Origin of the sequence: Psychroflexus salinarum (genome assembly GCF_042677225.1) — a bacterium.
Classification (GTDB): Bacteria; Bacteroidota; Bacteroidia; order Flavobacteriales; family Flavobacteriaceae; genus Psychroflexus; species Psychroflexus salinarum.
Genome location: NZ_JBHTIV010000013.1, coordinates 30,779 through 49,347 on the forward strand (window position 1 = coordinate 30,779; position 18,569 = coordinate 49,347).

Here is an 18,569-nt window from a genome sequence, read left to right on the forward strand (position 1 = left end):
CTCGCTCGCACTATCTTAAGAAAACTACATCCGTTGAGGAACATCAATACCAAGCACTTTAAAACTTTTCTTAATGACTTCAGCAACGAGTCTGGCGAGTTCTACTCTGAATTCGATTTGCTGAGATTCGTCTGCTCCCAAAATGGAGACATTTTGGTAGAATGAGTTAAATTCTTTGACCAAGTCATAGACATAATTGGCCACTAGTGCAGGGCTGTACTGTTCTGCAGCTTGCTGAATGATATCTGGAAATTGGTTCAAAATCTTGATCAAAGCTTTTTCTTTAATGTCAAATTGATAATTAGACAAATTCAAAGTTTTGATATCCTTATTTGCTTTTCTCAATATGGATTGAATTCTAGCGTAAGTATATTGGATAAAAGGCCCCGTGTTTCCCTGAAAGTCTACAGATTCTTCTGGGTCAAATAAGATCCGTTTTTTTGGGTCGACTTTTAAGATATAATACTTCAAAGCGCCCAAGCCTATCATAGTGTATAATTCGTTTCTTTCTTTTTCGTCGTAACCTTCAAGTTTACCGAGTTCCTGTGAAATGGTTTTGGCAGTCGACGTCATTTCTTCAATCAAATCATCTGCATCTACGACATTGCCTTCACGACTTTTCATCTTACCGCTTGGTAAATCGACCATTCCATAACTTAAATGGTAGAGGTGATCTGCCCACTCAAAACCTAACTTTTTCAAAATCAGAAATAAAACCTTGAAATGATAATCCTGTTCATTTCCAACGGTAAAGACCATCTCGTCAATGTCATAATCTGCAACCCTTTGGATAGCAGTTCCAATATCTTGAGTCATATAAACAGCTGTACCATCAGATCTTAACACTATTTTTTCGTCTAAGCCTTCATCGGATAAATCTATCCAGACGCTACCATCTTCTTTTTTAAAGAAAACGCCACTTTCAATTCCAGCTTTGATATGGTCTTTACCGAGGAGGTAAGTTTCACTTTCGTAATAATTTTTATCGAAATCCACTCCCAGATTATCATAGGTGATTTCAAAACCATCGTAGACCCATTGGTTCATGGTTTTCCAAAGCTCTACGACTTCAGGATCTCCAGCTTCCCATTTTTTGAGCATGTCTTGGGCTTCAACAAAAATAGGCGCTGTTTTTTTAGCTTCTTCTTCAGTTTTGCCTTTTTCGATAAGCTCTTTGATTTCAGCTTTGTAAGCTTTATCAAATTCAACGTAATATTTGCCAACCAAATGATCACCTTTTACACCTGAAGTTTTAGGTGTCTCGCCGTCTCCAAACTTTTGCCAAGCCACCATGCTTTTGCAAATATGAATGCCTCGGTCGTTAATTATTTGAGTTTTATAAACTTGTTTTCCAGCCGCTTTTTGAATTTCTGCAACAGAAAATCCTAATAAATTATTTCTGACATGACCAAGGTGTAGTGGCTTATTGGTATTTGGCGACGAATACTCTACCATCACTTTTTGGCTTTCATTAGTCACTTTTTTAAAGCCGAAATCTTTGTCTTTGCTAATGGTTTGAATCAAACCTGAAAAGTAACGTTCAGTCAGTGACAAATTCAGAAATCCTTTTACGACATTAAATTTTGAAACCTCGTCTGATGATTTAGAAAGGTATTCGCCAATTTGTTCACCTAACTGAACAGGATTGGTTTTAATGTGTTTCAAAAGTGGAAAAACGACGAGAGTGATATCTCCTTCGAATTCTTTTCTAGTGAGCTGAAATTCAAAGGATTCAACCTCAATTTGATGAGTTTCTTGTAAAAAAGTACTTATCTTTTTGGAAAGCTTTGCTTCTAGGTTCATGCTAATAGTGTTTCAGTTGCAAAGATAATCTAAAAATTAGAGGGTATTCCAAGATGTGACTTAGGAATTAAGTATATTTCAAATAAAACCATGCTTTTAAATATTTCATATAACCGCCCAAAAATAAAAGAACAAATTGTCGATAAAGTTGGCAAACCTTTTACTCTTATGGAGCGAATAAAATTGGGAGGAATTGGATCTGGAAAATTGAACATCCATTCGTCGAGCATTCAAATTTATAATCTTTTAGTTTTAGATAACAATTTAAATGTCTGTGGAGTAGAAATGAGACCAAACGGCATAATTGTAACTTTTAGGTCATTATTAGAAACTTATGCCTTGATAATTCCATATTACAAGCTAAAATTATATAAAGGTCAGTCTAAGGTTTATTCAATTTATATGGATAATTATTTTATAAAAGTTGAGGCTAAAGAAAAGCGAAACCATGAATTTCTGAAAAAGATTTTGAAATATAAATCTGATAATTTTTCTAATGATTTTGAAAACTACTAGTTTATGAAAATACTTCTCACAGGAGCAAATGGATATATAGGAATGAGAGTTTTGCCATTGCTCTTGGATCAAGGGCATCAAGTAGTTTGTGCTGTAAGAAGTGCAGACAGGCTTTCTGTTGATAAAGAAACCAAAAGCAAAATTGAAATTATTGAAGTCGATTTATTGGATGAGGTTAAACCCAATCTTTTTCCAAAAGATATTGACGCTGCCTATTATCTCGTACATTCTATGACGAGTTCCAATTCTAATTTCTCTAAAAAAGAGCAAACTACTGCTGAGAATTTCAATGCTTACGTTGAAGATACCAAAGTAAAGCAGGTCATTTTCTTAAGTGGTATTGTCAATGAAGATAACCTCTCTGAACATTTAGAGTCGAGGAAAAACGTAGAAAGTATTTTATATAAAGGCAATTATAATCTTACTGTGATAAGAGCTGGAATTATAGTAGGTTCTGGAAGTGCTTCTTTCGAAATTATCAGGGATTTATGCGAAAAGCTTCCTTTAATGATTACTCCAAAATGGGTTAATACCAAATGCCAGCCTATAGGTATTCGTGATGTTTTAAAATTTCTCACTGGAGTTTTGGGAAAACCTGAAACCTATAATGATTCATTCGATATTGGAGGACCAGATGTGATTTCTTATAAAGACATGATGAAAGGTTATGCTAAGGTAAGAGACTTAAACCTCACCATTATCAATGTTCCTATAATGACCCCAAAACTGTCTTCTTATTGGTTATATTTTGTGACTTCAACCTCATATAAATTAGCTGCAAACTTAGTGGATAGTATGCGTGTAAATGTAATTGCAAAGGACCATAGATTACAGGATATTTTGAAAATAGAACCTCATACTTATGAAGAAGCTATTGAAATGGCTTTTGTGAAAATTGAACAAAATCAAGTTATTTCTAGCTGGAAGGATTCTAAGGTAAGTAGCCGTTATTCTCAAAAAGATTTAAATAAATACATTAAAGTTCCTAAATATGGCTGTTTGCATGACAATCAATCCATGAAAGCAAATGATCCTGAAAAAGCTCTAGATAAAATTTGGGCGATAGGTGGCAAAAATGGCTGGTATTATGCCAATACCCTTTGGAAAATAAGAGGTTATTTAGACAAACTTGCTGGAGGTGTTGGCTTGAGGAGGGGAAGAACGAATCCAGATAAAATCAACATTGGAGACTCTTTAGATTTTTGGCGCGTACTTATGGCAGATAAAGAAGAACGAAGATTATTGCTATTTGCAGAAATGAGAGTGCCAGGGGAGGCTTGGTTAGAATTTTATATTGATGAAGATGGAGTTGTTCACCAAAATGCTACATTTAGACCTAAAGGCTTGAAAGGTAGGTTATACTGGTACTCGATGTTACCTTTTCACTATTTTATCTTTAATGGGATGTTGACTCAAATTTGTAAACCTTAATTAGTCTCTAAATTCAATTATCTCTTGATTAGTATTAAATGGAAAAACTCCAAAGCCTTGAGAATTTAGGCGTATTGTCCTTTCCGAATCATTGTTTTCTAAAGTGATATTACTAAAAACAACGGTTATGTTAAATTGCCTTGATATCTCGTTATCTCTGTAAAAATCAACTGTTAAGGATTCAGAAGAGGTAGCATCGAGGTAATTTGGAATACCAATATCACTAAAACTATTTTCAGGATTTAGGACGGGATCACTTAGAGTTCCTTCTTCGAAAGCATTAAGGTCTTCGTACCTAGTAATTATGCCATCACCATCATCGTCTGGGTCCAGGTAGTTAGGAATACCATCTTCATCGGTATCTATAATACCATTTTCATTTATAACTCTATTGAATTCTAGATTTTCCAATCTTTCTATACTTGTAGGAACATTATCATTATCATCATCTATATCCAGAAAATTTGGGATACCGTCGTTATCTGTATCTAAGTCAAAGACGGTTCCGAAGAAATCACCATTATCATCAACTTGTCTTTCTTGAACATCAGGAATACCATCACCATCAGTATCTACTTCTGGACCAGAAACTCTTGTGATTGTAAATTCGACACTACCACCACTTGTGCTTTCAAACTCTTCAAGAACATTAGGCCCGCTAGGAGGAATTTGTTGACAAAAATATTCGTTACTCTCTACGCTGGCATCTAATCGTCTATAATTTATGCGGTTAGATTCATTAATAGGGACTGAAAAAACTCCTGGATTTATAACATTTTCGATATTCTCAAGAATATTTTGCTCATAAGTAAAAGAAATCGCTTCATTAGACTCAGTTACAATATGTAGAACTTTATTGTCACCTTCAAATTCACAAAGATTCAAAACTGAATCTGAGTCAAAATTAAAATCGCTAACGATGATATCTCCATCATCACAACTCAGAAAAAATAAAGTAATAGCTAGAAATAGTAGATGTCTTTTCATAATCTTAAATTCGAATTCAAATATAAAACACTTAGGGGATACCAATTAAATTTGAATTATTTTTGTGATAGATTTTTTTTTATGGAAACAGTTTATCTAGATAATGCAGCAACAACTCAAATTGATGAAAAAGTTATTTCAGCAATGCATGAGAGTATGGCAACCAATTTCGGAAATCCTTCTTCAACACATGCTTTTGGTCGTAAGGCTAAAGCTGCAGTAGAAACAGCTAGAAAATCTATAGCTTCTTTATTAAATGTTCAGTCAGCAAATATTGTATTCACATCTGGTGGTACAGAAGCAGATAATATGGCAATATCCTGTGCCGTAAGAGATCTTGGAGTAAAACGAATTATTTCTTCAAGGATTGAACATCATGCAGTTTTAAACTGTGTTGAATTTTTAGATTCTGAAAATAAAATCGATTTACAGTTTGTGAATCTAGATAAAGATGGTTCTGTAGACTTGGACCATTTAGAAAGCCTTTTAGCAGAAGATTCTACTAAAACACTCGTTTCTTTAATGCATATCAATAATGAAATCGGAAATATTCTTGATTTAAAAGCAGTAGGAGATTTATGTAAAAAGTATAACACTTATTTCCACAGTGATACAGTACAGTCTGTAGGTCATTATGAAATGAACCTAGCTGATTTACCCGTTGATTTCATCGCTGTAAGCGCCCATAAATTTCATGGGCCCAAAGGTGTTGGATTCTTATATGTGAAAAGTAGAAATCTTCTCAAACCATTAATTCACGGTGGTTCTCAAGAACGTGAATTGAGAGCAGGGACTGAAAGTGTACACAATATTGTGGGTTTACAAAAGGCCATGGAATTGGCTTATGCTAATTTAAAAGAGGATGCAGAATATATTAAGGCTTTAAAGAACCACTTTATTAATTCAATTAAAAGAGAAATCCCTGGAGTAAGATTCAATGGTCTTTCTGCGGATTTAGATAAAAGCACCTACACCTTAGTCAATGTAAGTATTCCTTTGTCGTCTTCAGAATCTGATATGATGTTATTTCAATTAGATTTAAAGGGTATTGCATGTTCTAAAGGAAGTGCATGCCAAAGCGGAGCTCAATTAGGGTCGTTTGTTTTGAATGAAGTTTACGGTGAAAAGTTGGATTATCCAGGTATTCGGTTTTCGTTTTCTAAATTTACCACCAAAGAAGAACTAGATTTTGTCACATCTACTTTAAAGGACTTAGCTGTTTCAAAAGCGAGCTGAAAACTTTAGATTGAAAACCCGAGGGCTAAGGTAATTAGGAATTGCAAATTGGTTTCTTGAGGACGCATCTCTTACAAATGTATTTGTAATTGAATTTAATCTATCAAACATATTGAATACTTCAAACCCTACATCAACTTTCTCGAATATTTTTAACCAATGATTTTTTCCAAAATCATCGGTTGGCTCTTTTAAAGCATAGAAAAAACCAACATCAAGGCGTTGATAATCTGGCAATCTGCCCTGAAAATCATAAGGATCCTCAAACTGAGGAGAACCACCAGGTAATCCAGTATTGTATACCAAATTCAGATACAGTTTCAGTTTTGGAATATTAGGCACATAATCCTGAAACAAAGCAGCAAACTTTAATCTTTGGTCTGTAGGTCTTGAAATATATTCGCGACCACCCTGACGTTCTTCAGTTTTCAAATAACCAAAACTAAACCAGCTCTCTGTCCCAGGGACAAACTCACCGTTAAGCCTCATATCCAGACCGTATGCATAAGCTTCTGCGTCATTTCTGGCTCTATATCTAATTCTTACATTTTCTATGGTGTAAGGGTTGACATCATTCATTTTTTTATAATAAGCTTCAGTAACAAGTTTGAAAGGTCTATTCCATAGTTTAAAACTAAAGTCATTTCCAGCTACAATGTGTATGGATTCCTGGGCTTTAACAATAGGAATAACTGTACCTGTTGAGTCTCTGAGTTCCCTGTAAAAAGGAGGCTGATGATAAAAGCCACCAGAGAGTCTGAATAACATATCTTTATCCCAGTCTGGTTTTAGAGATATTTGTGCTCGTGGACTTAAGACTTGCTGTGTATTTGATTCAATTTCTTCTCCAGAAATTCGCCATGCCTGAGTCCTTAATCCTGCATTCATCCACAGTTTGGAATTACCTAGGCTTGTTCTATAGCTCCATTGAAGAAATGCAGTGAGTCTATCAATTTTAGTTGAGTTTAAAGCTCTTATACTTTGAAAAGCTTCAATTGGTGCATCAAATGAATTGTAAGGTTGGTCGTTTGCAAAGTCGGGTAGAGGTGGTCTTATGCTGAAGCCAGCAGAGTCAATAACTTCATACTCTTGCAGTCGGTCTCTTATATCTTCATGAGTATATCTTGCTCCATATTCTATAAGATGTTCATCAATTCTATGGCTTGCCAAATGTTGGACATTAAAAATTAAGGCGTCAAGATTATTTCTTGCATGTGTAAACTGAGAACCAGCACCCTCGGTAAACTCAACTTCTCCAAGATTTCCATCTCCAAAATCTGTACTGACACTTCCAAGTCTGTAATTGGCCAGGATATCAAAATATTCCTGCTCTTTGGTGTGATAAGCGGAGGCTATAAATTTCCCAGTATAATTTTCATTAGGCTTATAAGTCGCTTTCAATGCACCGAAATAAGTTTCATATTTATCTTCTTCCTCACCTTCATAAAAAACTAAAAGTGCCTGAGGATCATCGATGGTTCCGAAGTTGGTTTGCCTGGTGAAGGGCTCGTAGTTATAACTATTAATTGCAATGTTTCCCAAGAAGCTCAATTCAAATTCTGAGTTGAATTGGTAGGTTAAAAAAGTTTGAACATCTGCAAATCGGGGCTTAAAGTTTGCTTCGGTTTCTTTAGAGTTAACAAATAAAGAATTGTCCCGGTATCTTATACCTACAATTGCAGAAAGCTTTTTGTTTTTTGAAATTCCTTCTACAGAAGCACTTCCTCCCAAAAAACTAGCTTCAAAACTTCCTCCAAAACTTACGGGTCTTCTATATTCAATATCCAAAACTGAAGACATTTTATCACCGTATCTAGCTTTAAAACCTCCAGCAGAGAATTCAACATTTCTGACTAGATCAGTATTTACAAAACTCAGTCCTTCTTGTTGTCCACTTCGGATTAAAAACGGTCTATAAATTTCAATATCATTGACATAAACCAAATTCTCATCAAAATTCCCACCTCTTACTGAATATTGAGTGCTTAGTTCATTGTTTGAATTCACGCCTGGAAGTGTCTTAAGAAGATTTTCAACTCCCGCATTTGCTCCTGGAATTTTACGAACGGTTTCTGGAGTAAGTGTTGTAACACCTTCAACTCTAGCTCTTCCTTCATTTTTTAAAACTACTTCTCCTATTTGTTCAATATTTGTTTTAAGTACAAAATTTAACTCTTCAACTTGGTTTGGTTTAAGATTAATTTTGAGAGTAATTGGTTGAAAACCTACGTATGAGATTTTCAATTCTACTGTTTGATTTGAAGGTATCTCAAGTTTATAAAAACCATTACTGTTGGATACCGTTCCTGTTGACAAGGTACTTACGTTGGCAAAGCCAACAGTATTTTTATTTTCATCAAAGATGATTCCTTGAACCGTTGCTGTCTGTGATTGAACAGTAGCCAGACTAAAAAGAAATAAAAGAAAGGTGAAGTATTTCAAGCTTATGGAATTAGTTTTTTCTGGAGAAATTTGCCTCAAATATAGCAGTATTTCCTACTTTGTCTGTAACAACGACTTTTAATTTGTTTTTAGTATCTGATATTACACCATCATTAAAATCGTGAGTAAGAGTTTTAGTCTTATAGTCATACTCCATTAATATAAACTCACCGTTTACTGTAGCTCTATAGCTATCAATATCGGTATCTTCATCATCAATTTCTAATTCTAGGTATCTAAAGTTTGATAACCATTGATTGTCTCTGAAATTTTTCGGTTTGATAGTAGGCGGAGTATTGTCCTCAAATAACTGGTATGTTCCAAATTGGTTTGTTTTAGTAGTCAACCTATCTTTCTTTTTGTAAGTACTTACATAGTATTTACTACCCCAAGGTGCAACTTTAGCAATATATAATTTTGCTTGATCTTCTTCTGAATATTGACTTACATCAAATCCGATGGTTATTGATTTGTGGAGTGGTGTGTTTTCCGTATGTAAATCAACACTCAGTCCTTCTATATTGATTTCTAAAAATGCATCCTCATATAAGGCGTTTTTGGGGATGTAAATATCAATTTTTCCTTCTTCAAAAACTGTTGCTGCCTTAGCTTTTACAAAATACTCAGTTTCATTAACTTCATTTGAGATAAGGTTTTCTTTGAAATCTGTTTCGAGTGGAATTAATATAGATTTCATATTTCCTTTAAAGTCTGAAACTTTAATTTCAAAATTTTGGTCCAAATTATCTTTCTGAATATTGATAACGCCACTTTGATATACATCTTTATAAACACTAAGGGGATTATTTTCTTCAACAAAAAGTTTATGAATTTTTCTTTTATCTGTAGTATAATATTCAAAATCAATTAAACGATTGATGTAGCGGGTTTCATAAAAGGAAAATTTATCGAAAACATTTTCAAAAATCGATTTTCCATTCAGCAATGTTTTTACTGAATAAATTCCATTTTTATTATAAGTTAAGTCTAAAACATCATAAGCATCGATCCCGAAACCTATTTTACCAAATGCCTTTACAGGTTCTGTTCTATAACCTCCATCTTTTCGTTTTATCAATTTCAGCTGTACTCGATCCGTATGGCCATTTACATGAGATTTAGCTTCAAGAGGGTAAGCATGCAAAGCAAATATTTGTGGTTCTCTTGAATCTTTTATTTCTTCAAATCCAAAAAGAAAAGGATTCATAGGTTTTGAATTGAAATCTCTTATTTCAAAATGTAAGTGTGGGCCACCACTGGAACCAGAATTTCCGCTGTACCCAATAATATCTCCTTGTGATACTACCAATTCTTTATCTGATGGGAAGAGCTCTATTTCGTAAGATTCTTTGTTGTACTGTGCCTTTTTAACCAGAGCTTCTATTTCTGTTGAAAAATTATCTAAATGAGCGTAAACACTTTGATAACCATTAGGGTGATATATGTAAAGTGCTTTACCATATCCGCCATGCTGAATTTTAATTCTACCCACATATCCTTTTGCAGATGCGGTCACAGCAAGCCCAGTAACACCTTTTGTCTTAATATCTAGGCCAGCGTGAAAATGATTGGACCTTAATTCACCAAATGTTCCTGAAAGTAATAAAGGAATATCGAGTGGAGACACAAAGTAATCCTTCGGGATTTCTTCCTGTGCATAAGTAAGATTTATGCATAATAAGAAAACTGAAATCAAGAATATTTTGGGCATAATAGATTTTATATTTTCAAAATTTAAATTAATGGTTTAAACGTTGGCGTTTAGCTTCAAAAATAAGTATGGAAGCAGAAACCGATACATTAAGAGAGTCAACTTTTCCTTCCATAGGAATTTTGATAATTTTATGTGCTTGTGATCTCCAACTTTCAGACAAACCCTCATCTTCTGTACCTACAACAATAGCAGTTGCTTTTGTAAAATCTTCCTTAAGGTAAGAACTAGAATCTTGAAGCGCGGCAGCGAAAATGTAAATGCTATTTTTAGTAAGATAGTCAATTATTTCAGAAGTTGAACCTGTAGCAATTGAATTTGTAAAAACAGTCCCAACACTAGATCGGATGATATTTGGATTATAGAGATCTGTTTTAGGGTTGGCAATGATTACAGCATCCAGATTTGCAGCATCACATGTTCTCAGTAGTGCGCCTATATTTCCTGGTTTTTCTGGCGCTTCGGCAATCAAAATGAGTGGAGATTTAGTTTTAAAATTCAAATCTTTTAAACTCAAATTTTTAGTCTCTGCTATAGCTATGACTCCACCTGTAGAGGATCTGTAAGCGATTTTTTCAAAAACATCTTGAGAAATGTCTATTACTTCACAGTCTAAATCATCTAGTTGAATATTATTTTCAAAAACATCATTACAAACTAAAACCTGCTTCAGTGTATACTTAGCTTCAATTGCATAATTCAGCTCTTGAACACCTTCAATTATAAACTCATTTTCACTTTTTCTAAGCTTAGATTTTTTCTGAAGTAAAAGCAAATGCTTAACTAACGGATTGCTGATACTTGTAATGTGTTTTCTCATAATTCAGAACTAAAAAAAGCTTCTGAAAGTTAACTTTCAGAAGCTTCAAATGTAATTAAATCTTAATTATTATAAGTGTATTACTTCATCATATGCAGCTGCTGTAGCTTCCATTACAGCCTCACTCATAGTAGGGTGTGGATGGACAGTTTTTAAAACTTCGTGACCTGTAGTCTCAAGTTTTCTGCCTAAAACAGCTTCAGCAATCATATCAGTCACTCCAGCTCCAATCATATGGCAACCTAACCATTCTCCGTATTTAGCATCGAAAATAACTTTTACAAACCCATCTTTTGCTCCAGAAGCGCTTGCTTTACCAGAAGCTGAAAATGGAAATTTCCCAACTTTTATCTCATAACCTGCTTCTTTAGCTTGCTTTTCTGTCATGCCAACACTAGCAATTTCAGGATCAGAATATGTACATCCTGGAATATTACCATAGTCTAGAGGAGTCACTTTTTCTCCTGCGATTTTTTCTACACAAAGAATACCTTCAGCAGAGGCAACGTGAGCAAGAGCTGGACCAGGAGTCACATCTCCAATAGCATAATAGCCGGGAACGTTGGTTTGATAGAAATCATTGACTGTAATTTTGTCTTTATCGGTTTTGATACCGACATCTTCTAAGCCAATATGTTCGATATGGGTTTTGATACCAACAGCAGATAAAACAATATCAGCTTCGATGGTTTCTTCCCCTTTTTTGGTTTTTACTTTAGCTTTTACTTTTTTACCTGAAGTATCTACACTTTCTACAGAAGAGTTGGTCATCACATTGATGCCTTTCTTTTTGTAGATTTTTTCAAATTGCTTAGAAACTTCTTCATCTTCTAAAGGAACAATGTTTTGTAAGTATTCTACCAAAGTGACTTTGGTTCCCATGTCGTTATAAAAACTTGCAAATTCAGAACCGATGGCTCCAGATCCTACAACAATCATAGATTCTGGTTGCTTATCCAAGGTCATAGCTTCTCTATAACCAATCACTTTTTTACCATCTTGTGGCAAGCTAGGAAGCTCTCTGGAATGAGCTCCAGTAGCTATAATGATATGGTCTGCTTCATATTCCTTAGTTTTATCTTTATCATCTTTTACAGAAACTTTTTTGCCCTTTTTGAGTGTTCCATGTCCCATGATAACATCAATCTTGTTTTTTTTCATCAAGAATTGAACACCTTTGCTCATTCCTTCGGCAACGTTTCTACTACGTTTTACAACTTTAGTAAAATCTTTATCTGGATTATCAACCTTAAGACCGTAATCTTCAGCATGATTTAAGTATTGAAAAACTTGTGCACTTTTTAATAAAGCTTTTGTAGGAATACATCCCCAGTTAAGGCAAACTCCACCTAGACTTTCTTTTTCAATTACCGCTGTTTTAAGACCAAGCTGTGAGGCTCTAATTGCTGCCACATATCCGCCAGGACCACTTCCTAAAACTATAACATCGTATTTACTCATAACATTTTGTTTGCTAAGATTTCTAAAAAGCGCTAAATTAAGAATAATCCACAAATTTCGCACTTAAAACATAGGTCTTATTTAAAGCACTAAAGCCAAAACTATTCCCAGAACGATGATTCCAAACTTGTAAATGTTGAATTTGTGATCTTTTGAAGATTCAAATAAAATTGTGGTGGACACATGTAAGAAAATACCAATGACAACAGCATCGAGATAGATAGTGATACCATCCAAAAGAGTAGTGTTAGATTGAACAAAACTTCCAAGAGGAGTCATCAATGCAAAAACAAGTAAGAAAAAAATAATTTTGAATTTCGATAAACTCGTATTGAATAGAAAAGAAGCGATGATAATCGCAATAGGAACTTTATGGATGATCACTGCGTAAAGTAAATGATCATTGCCATGAATTGGGATTCCTTCCAGAAAAGCATGAATGCACAAACTGATAAACAATACAAATGGAAAAGTTTTCTTTTCTTTTGAAAGGTGAAAATGACCGTGTTCTGCACCACCGGACAAATATTCTAAAATAATTTGAAGTAAAATCCCACCTAAAATAAAGATCCCAATTGAATTTACTCCAGAATTATAAATGACTGGTAGAAATTCTAAAACTGTAACCGACAACAGAAACGAGCCACTAAACGCAAGTAGCAGATTAATGGTGACAGATTTTTGATAGACAAAATAAGAGACTCCAAATCCTATAAGTACGGCAACAATTGGTAAAATTATATTCATTTAGCTTGCTAAATAGACTTTAAATAATTTTAAAATCTCTATTCAAAAATTTAGGCTGCGAAATTAGTGTATTTTTGCACTCCAAAATATCTTCTTTATGGAAAATAATTTTAAAATGATTGCAAAATGTCTTTATGAGTTTGAAGACGAACTTGCTAAAGAATTGAGAGAACTTGGAGCTATGGACATCCAAAAAGGGGTTAGACACGTTTCCTTTGTTGGTGATCTTGGTTTTATGTATAAAGCCAATCTTAGCTTAAGAACTGCAATAAGCATTTTGAAACCTATTTTTAGCTTTAAAATTTATAATGAAGATGATTTTTATAAAAAATTAAATGCTTTTGCGTGGGAAAATCTGATCGATAAAAATGGAACCTTTGCGGTAGAATCTACTGTAAATTCAGAAATTTTTACTCATTCCAGATATGTTGTCTTCAGAACCAAAGACGCAATTGTAGATAGATTTCGCGATAAATTTGAATCTAGACCCAATATCGATACCGATAGACCAGATTGTCAGGTGAGTGTTCACATTGACAGAGAGAACTGCGAAATCAGCTTAAATACTTCTGGTGATCCACTTTTCAAAAGAGGCTACAAAACAGCAACCAATATAGCGCCTATCAATGAAGTTCTGGCAGCAGGTTTGCTTTTAAAATCGGGTTGGTCCGGGCAATGTGATTTCTTAGACCCTATGTGTGGTAGTGGAACTATACTTATTGAAGCGGCGATGATTGCTTGTAATATTCCTCCAAACATTAACCGTGAGCATTTTGCTTTTCAGAAATGGGAAGATTTTGATGAAGATTTGTTTGAGATTATCAAAGATTCAACTTTGAAAAAAGTAAAGTCTTTTGAATTCGAAATCAAAGGTTATGATAAAGCTCCTTCAGCCGTAGAAAAAGCTACACAAAACATCGAAAATGCAAATCTTTCTGACTTTATTAAGGTAGAGCGTCAAGATTTTTTCGAAACCTTTAAAACTTCAGGACGTCATCTGCATATGGTGTTTAATCCTCCATATGGTGTAAGATTGGATGTTGATATTCCTAAATTTTATTCTAAAATAGGAGACACGCTAAAGCAAAATTATCCTGGCACTTCAGCTTGGTTTATTGTTGCAGATCTGGAAGCTATAAAACATGTAGGATTGAGGCCTTCAAGAAAAATTAAATTGTATAACGCTAAGTTAGAATCTAGATTACTGAACTATCAGATTTATGAAGGGTCTAAAAAAGCAGCCAAGAAGTAACTTAATTATCTACTGCTTGCGTTTTTATTTTGGAATATATTGGAATCATGTAGCTTATTGAATAGCCCCAGCCAGCTCCGATACTTGAGTTGTCAAATGTCCTTCGAAATCCTGGAACATATAAATTGTCATAATTCGGAATATCAGTGGTTGTAATCATATTTTTGAGTTGAACATGAGCGCCTAAATAAAAATTATCAAAAATATTTACTCTTATTCCAGCTTGTAATTCTATCCAGTTGGCAGTGAGGTTGCTGAATTTTCTATCCGCATCTCTTATATCAGGAGGGAAATAATCGTCCGTTGTGTAGATTCTATAATTTTTTAGATCTTGAGAATAGGTTGCAAAACCGTAACGAATACCAACGTATATAAGATTTTGCATTCCAATCCAGTTGTCATAAATATTATAATTTACTCCAAGTTTTATATAACTACCATCCGTTTCATTAAGAATATTTTCGTTGTTGAAACTTGCATTTTCATTTCCCAATTCACCTGCTATGTATAGATTTTCTGAAAACCTATAGTCTGCTCCAATCTCTAATCCCTGGTAATCTTCATCCCAAAAACTTTGGCCAATTCTACTTAAGTCCAAGCTTACGGTAAGACCATATTTATCTTTATAAAAAATAGAATCGCTCACTTGTTCATATTCTACATCTGGATTTTCTTGAGCTAAAGCAGTTTTAGAAAAAAGAAAAAACAATGAGCTAGTAATAAATATAAAGGTGAGTTTCAAGTTCATTTTCTATAGTGTTTTCTCTTACCAGGATATCTCTTATCCAGTTATCAGTAGTCGTTTCTGAGTTTTCCAATCTTGTTCTAAAATCAATAAAGTTAGCTTTAAACCCACAAGCTCTGCTTACATAAAGTTCTTCAGTAGCGTAAGAAAAAGTAAGTGTATCAGTAAGTCCTCCAGAATCGGCTAAAGCATTCAAATTGAAAACATAGCGGCTCTCAATGGCATCTGTTTTTAAAGGAACAGATATAGTAGACGTTGAGTTAAAGAGAATAGCTGTATCTTTTTCGATTTCCCTAATAGCTAAGTTCCTTACGTTTTTCGGATTTTCAGGATTATTAATATCAAAAAACTCAATAACCAGTTTTGGTGTTGTGATTGTAGCTTCAGGGCAGATATCATCTCTCTCGCAAGAAAAAAAGAGAAGTATTGTCGCTGTTAAAAAAGAAAGTTTTGCAAGTTTTTCTCTCATTCTCTTAAGCTTAAACAAACCACATTTTCTACGTGATGTGTTTGTGGAAACATATCTACTGCTTGACTTTTTTCAACTTTATAGAATGTATCCATTAGTTGTAAATCTCTTGCTTGGGTTGCCGAGTTACAACTTACATACACAATACGCTTTGGTTTTACGTTTAAAATTTGCTCAACAACTTCTTTATGCATTCCTTCTCGAGGTGGATCTGTAATGATGACTTCTGGTTGTCCATGTTCTTCAATAAACTCAGATGTGAATATTTTTTTCATGTCACCTGCGTAAAAAGAGGTGTTTTCAATACCGTTCAACTTTGCATTGGCTTTTGCGTCTTCAATAGCTTCTGGTACAGCTTCAATACCTACCACATGTTTTGCTTCTTTAGCTACAAACTGCGCAATAGTTCCTGTTCCTGTATATAAATCATAAACAAGCTCATTGCCACTTAAGTTGGCAAAGTCTCTTGTTATTTTATAAAGTTCATACGCTTGTTGAGAATTGGTTTGATAAAAAGATTTTGCGTTAATCTTGAATTTTAAGCCTTCCATTTCTTCATAAATGAAATCTTGGCCAAAGTACTTAATAACTTCTTGATCGTAAATAGAGTCATTCCCTTTTTCATTGATCACATATTGCAATGAAGTGACTTCAGGAAACTCTTCAATAATAAAGTCTAGTAATAATTGTCGTTTGGTTTTATGCTCTTGAAAAAACTGTATTAAAATCATATACTCACCAGTAGAACTAGTTCTTATCATTAAGGTTCTAAGGATTCCAATTTTTTCTCTAGGATTAAAAAATTCAATATTATTTTCAGTAGCAAAATCTCTTATTTTATTTCTGATAGCGTTACTAGGATCTTCTTGGAGATGACATTTTTCAAGATTTAAAATTTTATCCCACATACCAGGAATGTGAAAACCTAAAGCATTTTTATCTTGAATATCTTCACCGCTAGAAATTTCAGACTCTGTAAGCCAACGGCTATTACTGAAAGAAAATTCCATTTTATTTCTATAGAAGTAGGTTTTTTTACTACCTAATATAGGTTTTGTTTCAGAAATCTCAACTTTACCAATTCGTTTGAGGTTTTCTAAAACCTCTTTCTCTTTGTAAAAGAGTTGGTGTTCATAAGCCATGTTTTGCCACTTACAGCCACCACAGACACCGAAATGTTGACAAACTGGATCTGTACGTTTTGGAGAAAGCTTGACAAAGTGTAGAGGTTTTGCTTGATAATAGGATTTTCTTTTTTTGTACGTAGTAACATCTACAACGTCTCCAGGGACTACTTGGTCAATTATTAAAACTCTACCATCAGTTGCTTTTCCTATTCCCTTACCTTTGCTGCCTGCATCGAGGACTTCTATATTTTCAAAGGTTTTATTTGTATTTTTCCGTCTTGCCATGCGACAAAAATAAAGTAATGTTTCAAATACTGCTTTATATAGATCGATTTCTTTTGATAACTAAAAAGTCTTAAAAAAAGTAAACTAAACTTACCCATAGGCTTACTAAAACAGGTCCTAACAACCCAATCAAAATTCCACCGTATCTAAAATCAGCTTGATCTAATTTACCAGTGCTATAAGCAATAGCATTAGGAGGCGTGGAAACAGGTAATAATAATGCACAAGAAGCGCTTAAAGCGATGATGAGCGGAATTATTTTCGGTGATTCTTCTGGAAGAAGTAATGTGAATGAAATTGCTAGAGGCACCATAATCGTAGTGGTTGCTGTATTACTCATTATATTTGAAAAAATAACACTTAGTAATGCAAATATGAATGCAAGCAAGTAAAAGTTTAAGTCTTGAACATCAATAAAACTAATAAAATAATCAGTTAAACCTTGTTGTTGTACTGCAAGTCCCAGCGCAAGTCCACCAGCAACAAGCATTAATGTATCCCAGGGTAGTTTTCGCATATCATTCGCATCTAAAATGCCAAACATAGTAAATCCTACTATGGGTATTCCAGAAACTGCAGATACAGGAATACCGGTCCATTGGGATGTTAACCAAAAAAATAAACTTGTAAGAATTATAATTAAGGTTACTCGTATCTGAGTAGTTGAAATGCTAACATCTACTTGCTGTTTTGTTTTTTGTAAAAAGCTTAAATCCAAAGATTTGCGTTTAATTTGGTATTTTTTTAGAAGGGCAATCCAAAAAATGAATATCAGAATAAATGCAACTGGAACACCAATAAGCATCCATTCCAAAAAGCTAATGCGAATACCAATACCTTCTAAAGCACCAACTGCAATTGCATTTGGAGCAGAACCAATAATTGTCCCCATTCCACCAATAGCAGCTGCGGTAGGTATCCCAATCAAAAGAGACTTGGTAAGAGGAGCTTCTTTGCCTAGACTGAATGTAATTGGCGTAATACTAGCAATCATCATTGCAGTAGTTGCAGTATTACTCATCAACATAGATAAAAAGGCTGTGATTAACATCAAACTAAGTAAAATGTATTTTGACTGTTCTCCAATATTAGCAACTATTATTTTAAGTAAGCTTTGATCTAAAGCAGTTTTCTTCATCGCTTCAGCTATAAAAAAACCACCTAAAAACAACCAAATAACAGAATCTGACCAGGTATTTAAATATTGAGTCACATTTTCATTTTCCAGATTACTCATTGTAAATACTAGGTAGCCAATGATTAAAATACCTACAGCAAAAGGAGGTATGGCTTCAGTTACCCATAAACCAATGGCGAAGATTAAAATAAATAATACTGAAGTTTGTCCTTCAGAAAATTCTGGATTTTTAATTAAATAACTCAAGCCAAGCGCTACTAAAAAGCTAAGTACAAATTGGATAGAACGACTTTGCCACCTGAGCTTCTCAGATATTTTATGGTTAATTTCACCAATTATTTTTTTGGAATATTGTCTGGAGTCCTGTTGCATTATAATGAGAATTGATTACCAATCTAT

General features: G+C 34.0%; 15 protein-coding genes. 4 read left to right on the plus strand and 11 right to left on the minus strand.

What is annotated here, in order from left to right; all coding sequences use genetic code 11:
* Positions 1 to 24: 24 nt before the first annotated feature.
* On the minus strand, positions 25 to 1,803 hold the full coding sequence (argS, locus tag ACFQ0R_RS10865) for an arginine--tRNA ligase (RefSeq protein ID WP_379658403.1): 1,779 nt from the start codon (positions 1,801 to 1,803) through the stop codon (positions 25 to 27).
* A 90-nt stretch (positions 1,804 to 1,893) separates the two neighbouring features.
* Here argS and ACFQ0R_RS10870 point away from each other — a divergent pair, with 90 nt between their 5' ends.
* Both ACFQ0R_RS10870 and ACFQ0R_RS10875 read left to right on the plus strand, forming a co-directional pair.
* Positions 1,894 to 2,319, plus strand: a complete 426-nt coding sequence (locus ACFQ0R_RS10870; protein WP_379658404.1) for a hypothetical protein — start codon at positions 1,894 to 1,896, stop codon at positions 2,317 to 2,319.
* Positions 2,320 to 2,322: 3 nt separating this feature from the next.
* Positions 2,323 to 3,750: an SDR family oxidoreductase gene (locus ACFQ0R_RS10875; RefSeq protein WP_379658405.1), complete on the plus strand. Its 1,428-nt coding sequence runs from the start codon at positions 2,323 to 2,325 to the stop codon at positions 3,748 to 3,750.
* Here the strand turns inward: ACFQ0R_RS10875 and ACFQ0R_RS10880 are convergent, their stop codons facing one another.
* Positions 3,751 to 4,737: a hypothetical protein gene (locus ACFQ0R_RS10880; RefSeq protein WP_379658406.1), complete on the minus strand. Its 987-nt coding sequence runs from the start codon at positions 4,735 to 4,737 to the stop codon at positions 3,751 to 3,753.
* A gap of 81 nt (positions 4,738 to 4,818) precedes the next feature.
* On the opposite strand from ACFQ0R_RS10880, the gene ACFQ0R_RS10885 reads away from it, so the two are divergent.
* The gene (locus ACFQ0R_RS10885) at positions 4,819 to 5,973 is read left to right on the plus strand and encodes a cysteine desulfurase family protein (protein WP_379658407.1); all 1,155 of its coding nucleotides are present in this window, start codon (positions 4,819 to 4,821) and stop codon (positions 5,971 to 5,973) included.
* Here the strand turns inward: ACFQ0R_RS10885 and ACFQ0R_RS10890 are convergent.
* From ACFQ0R_RS10890 to ACFQ0R_RS10910, 5 genes are all read right to left on the minus strand, one after another.
* Positions 5,959 to 8,421: a TonB-dependent receptor gene (locus ACFQ0R_RS10890; RefSeq protein WP_379658587.1), complete on the minus strand. Its 2,463-nt coding sequence runs from the start codon at positions 8,419 to 8,421 to the stop codon at positions 5,959 to 5,961. The genes ACFQ0R_RS10885 and ACFQ0R_RS10890 overlap by 15 nt on opposite strands.
* A gap of 4 nt (positions 8,422 to 8,425) precedes the next feature.
* A complete protein-coding gene (locus tag ACFQ0R_RS10895) occupies positions 8,426 to 10,126 on the minus strand; it encodes a M23 family metallopeptidase (RefSeq protein WP_379658408.1) in 1,701 nt (566 codons plus the stop codon).
* Between the two features lie 28 nt (positions 10,127 to 10,154).
* Positions 10,155 to 10,946: a TrmH family RNA methyltransferase gene (locus ACFQ0R_RS10900; RefSeq protein ID WP_379658409.1), complete on the minus strand. Its 792-nt coding sequence runs from the start codon at positions 10,944 to 10,946 to the stop codon at positions 10,155 to 10,157.
* A 69-nt stretch (positions 10,947 to 11,015) separates the two neighbouring features.
* Complete coding sequence (gene lpdA / locus ACFQ0R_RS10905; RefSeq protein ID WP_379658410.1) at positions 11,016 to 12,407, minus strand: dihydrolipoyl dehydrogenase; 1,392 nt, start codon at positions 12,405 to 12,407, stop codon at positions 11,016 to 11,018.
* Positions 12,408 to 12,488: 81 nt separating this feature from the next.
* Complete coding sequence (locus tag ACFQ0R_RS10910; RefSeq protein WP_379658411.1) at positions 12,489 to 13,154, minus strand: ZIP family metal transporter; 666 nt, start codon at positions 13,152 to 13,154, stop codon at positions 12,489 to 12,491.
* Between the two features lie 97 nt (positions 13,155 to 13,251).
* Here ACFQ0R_RS10910 and ACFQ0R_RS10915 point away from each other — a divergent pair, with 97 nt between their 5' ends.
* Positions 13,252 to 14,406 carry a THUMP domain-containing class I SAM-dependent RNA methyltransferase gene (locus ACFQ0R_RS10915; RefSeq protein ID WP_379658412.1) on the plus strand — a complete coding sequence of 385 codons (1,155 nt, stop codon included), beginning with the start codon at positions 13,252 to 13,254 and terminating at the stop codon, positions 14,404 to 14,406.
* 1 nt (position 14,407) lies between these two features.
* Here ACFQ0R_RS10915 and ACFQ0R_RS10920 read toward each other — a convergent pair whose 3' ends face one another.
* The 4 genes from ACFQ0R_RS10920 to ACFQ0R_RS10935 form a co-directional block, all read right to left on the minus strand.
* Positions 14,408 to 15,154, minus strand: coding sequence for a DUF6048 family protein (locus tag ACFQ0R_RS10920; protein WP_379658413.1), 747 nt, complete (start codon positions 15,152 to 15,154; stop codon positions 14,408 to 14,410).
* Positions 15,120 to 15,620 carry a DUF6452 family protein gene (locus ACFQ0R_RS10925; RefSeq protein ID WP_379658414.1) on the minus strand — a complete coding sequence of 167 codons (501 nt, stop codon included), beginning with the start codon at positions 15,618 to 15,620 and terminating at the stop codon, positions 15,120 to 15,122. The genes ACFQ0R_RS10920 and ACFQ0R_RS10925 overlap by 35 nt, the downstream gene beginning before the upstream one ends.
* A complete protein-coding gene (gene rlmD, locus ACFQ0R_RS10930; RefSeq protein WP_379658415.1) occupies positions 15,617 to 17,032 on the minus strand; it encodes a 23S rRNA (uracil(1939)-C(5))-methyltransferase RlmD in 1,416 nt (471 codons plus the stop codon). Before rlmD ends, ACFQ0R_RS10925 begins: the two co-directional genes overlap by 4 nt.
* Before the next feature lie 70 nt (positions 17,033 to 17,102).
* On the minus strand, positions 17,103 to 18,542 hold the full coding sequence (locus ACFQ0R_RS10935; protein ID WP_379658416.1) for an SLC13 family permease: 1,440 nt from the start codon (positions 18,540 to 18,542) through the stop codon (positions 17,103 to 17,105).
* Positions 18,543 to 18,569 lie beyond the last annotated feature (27 nt).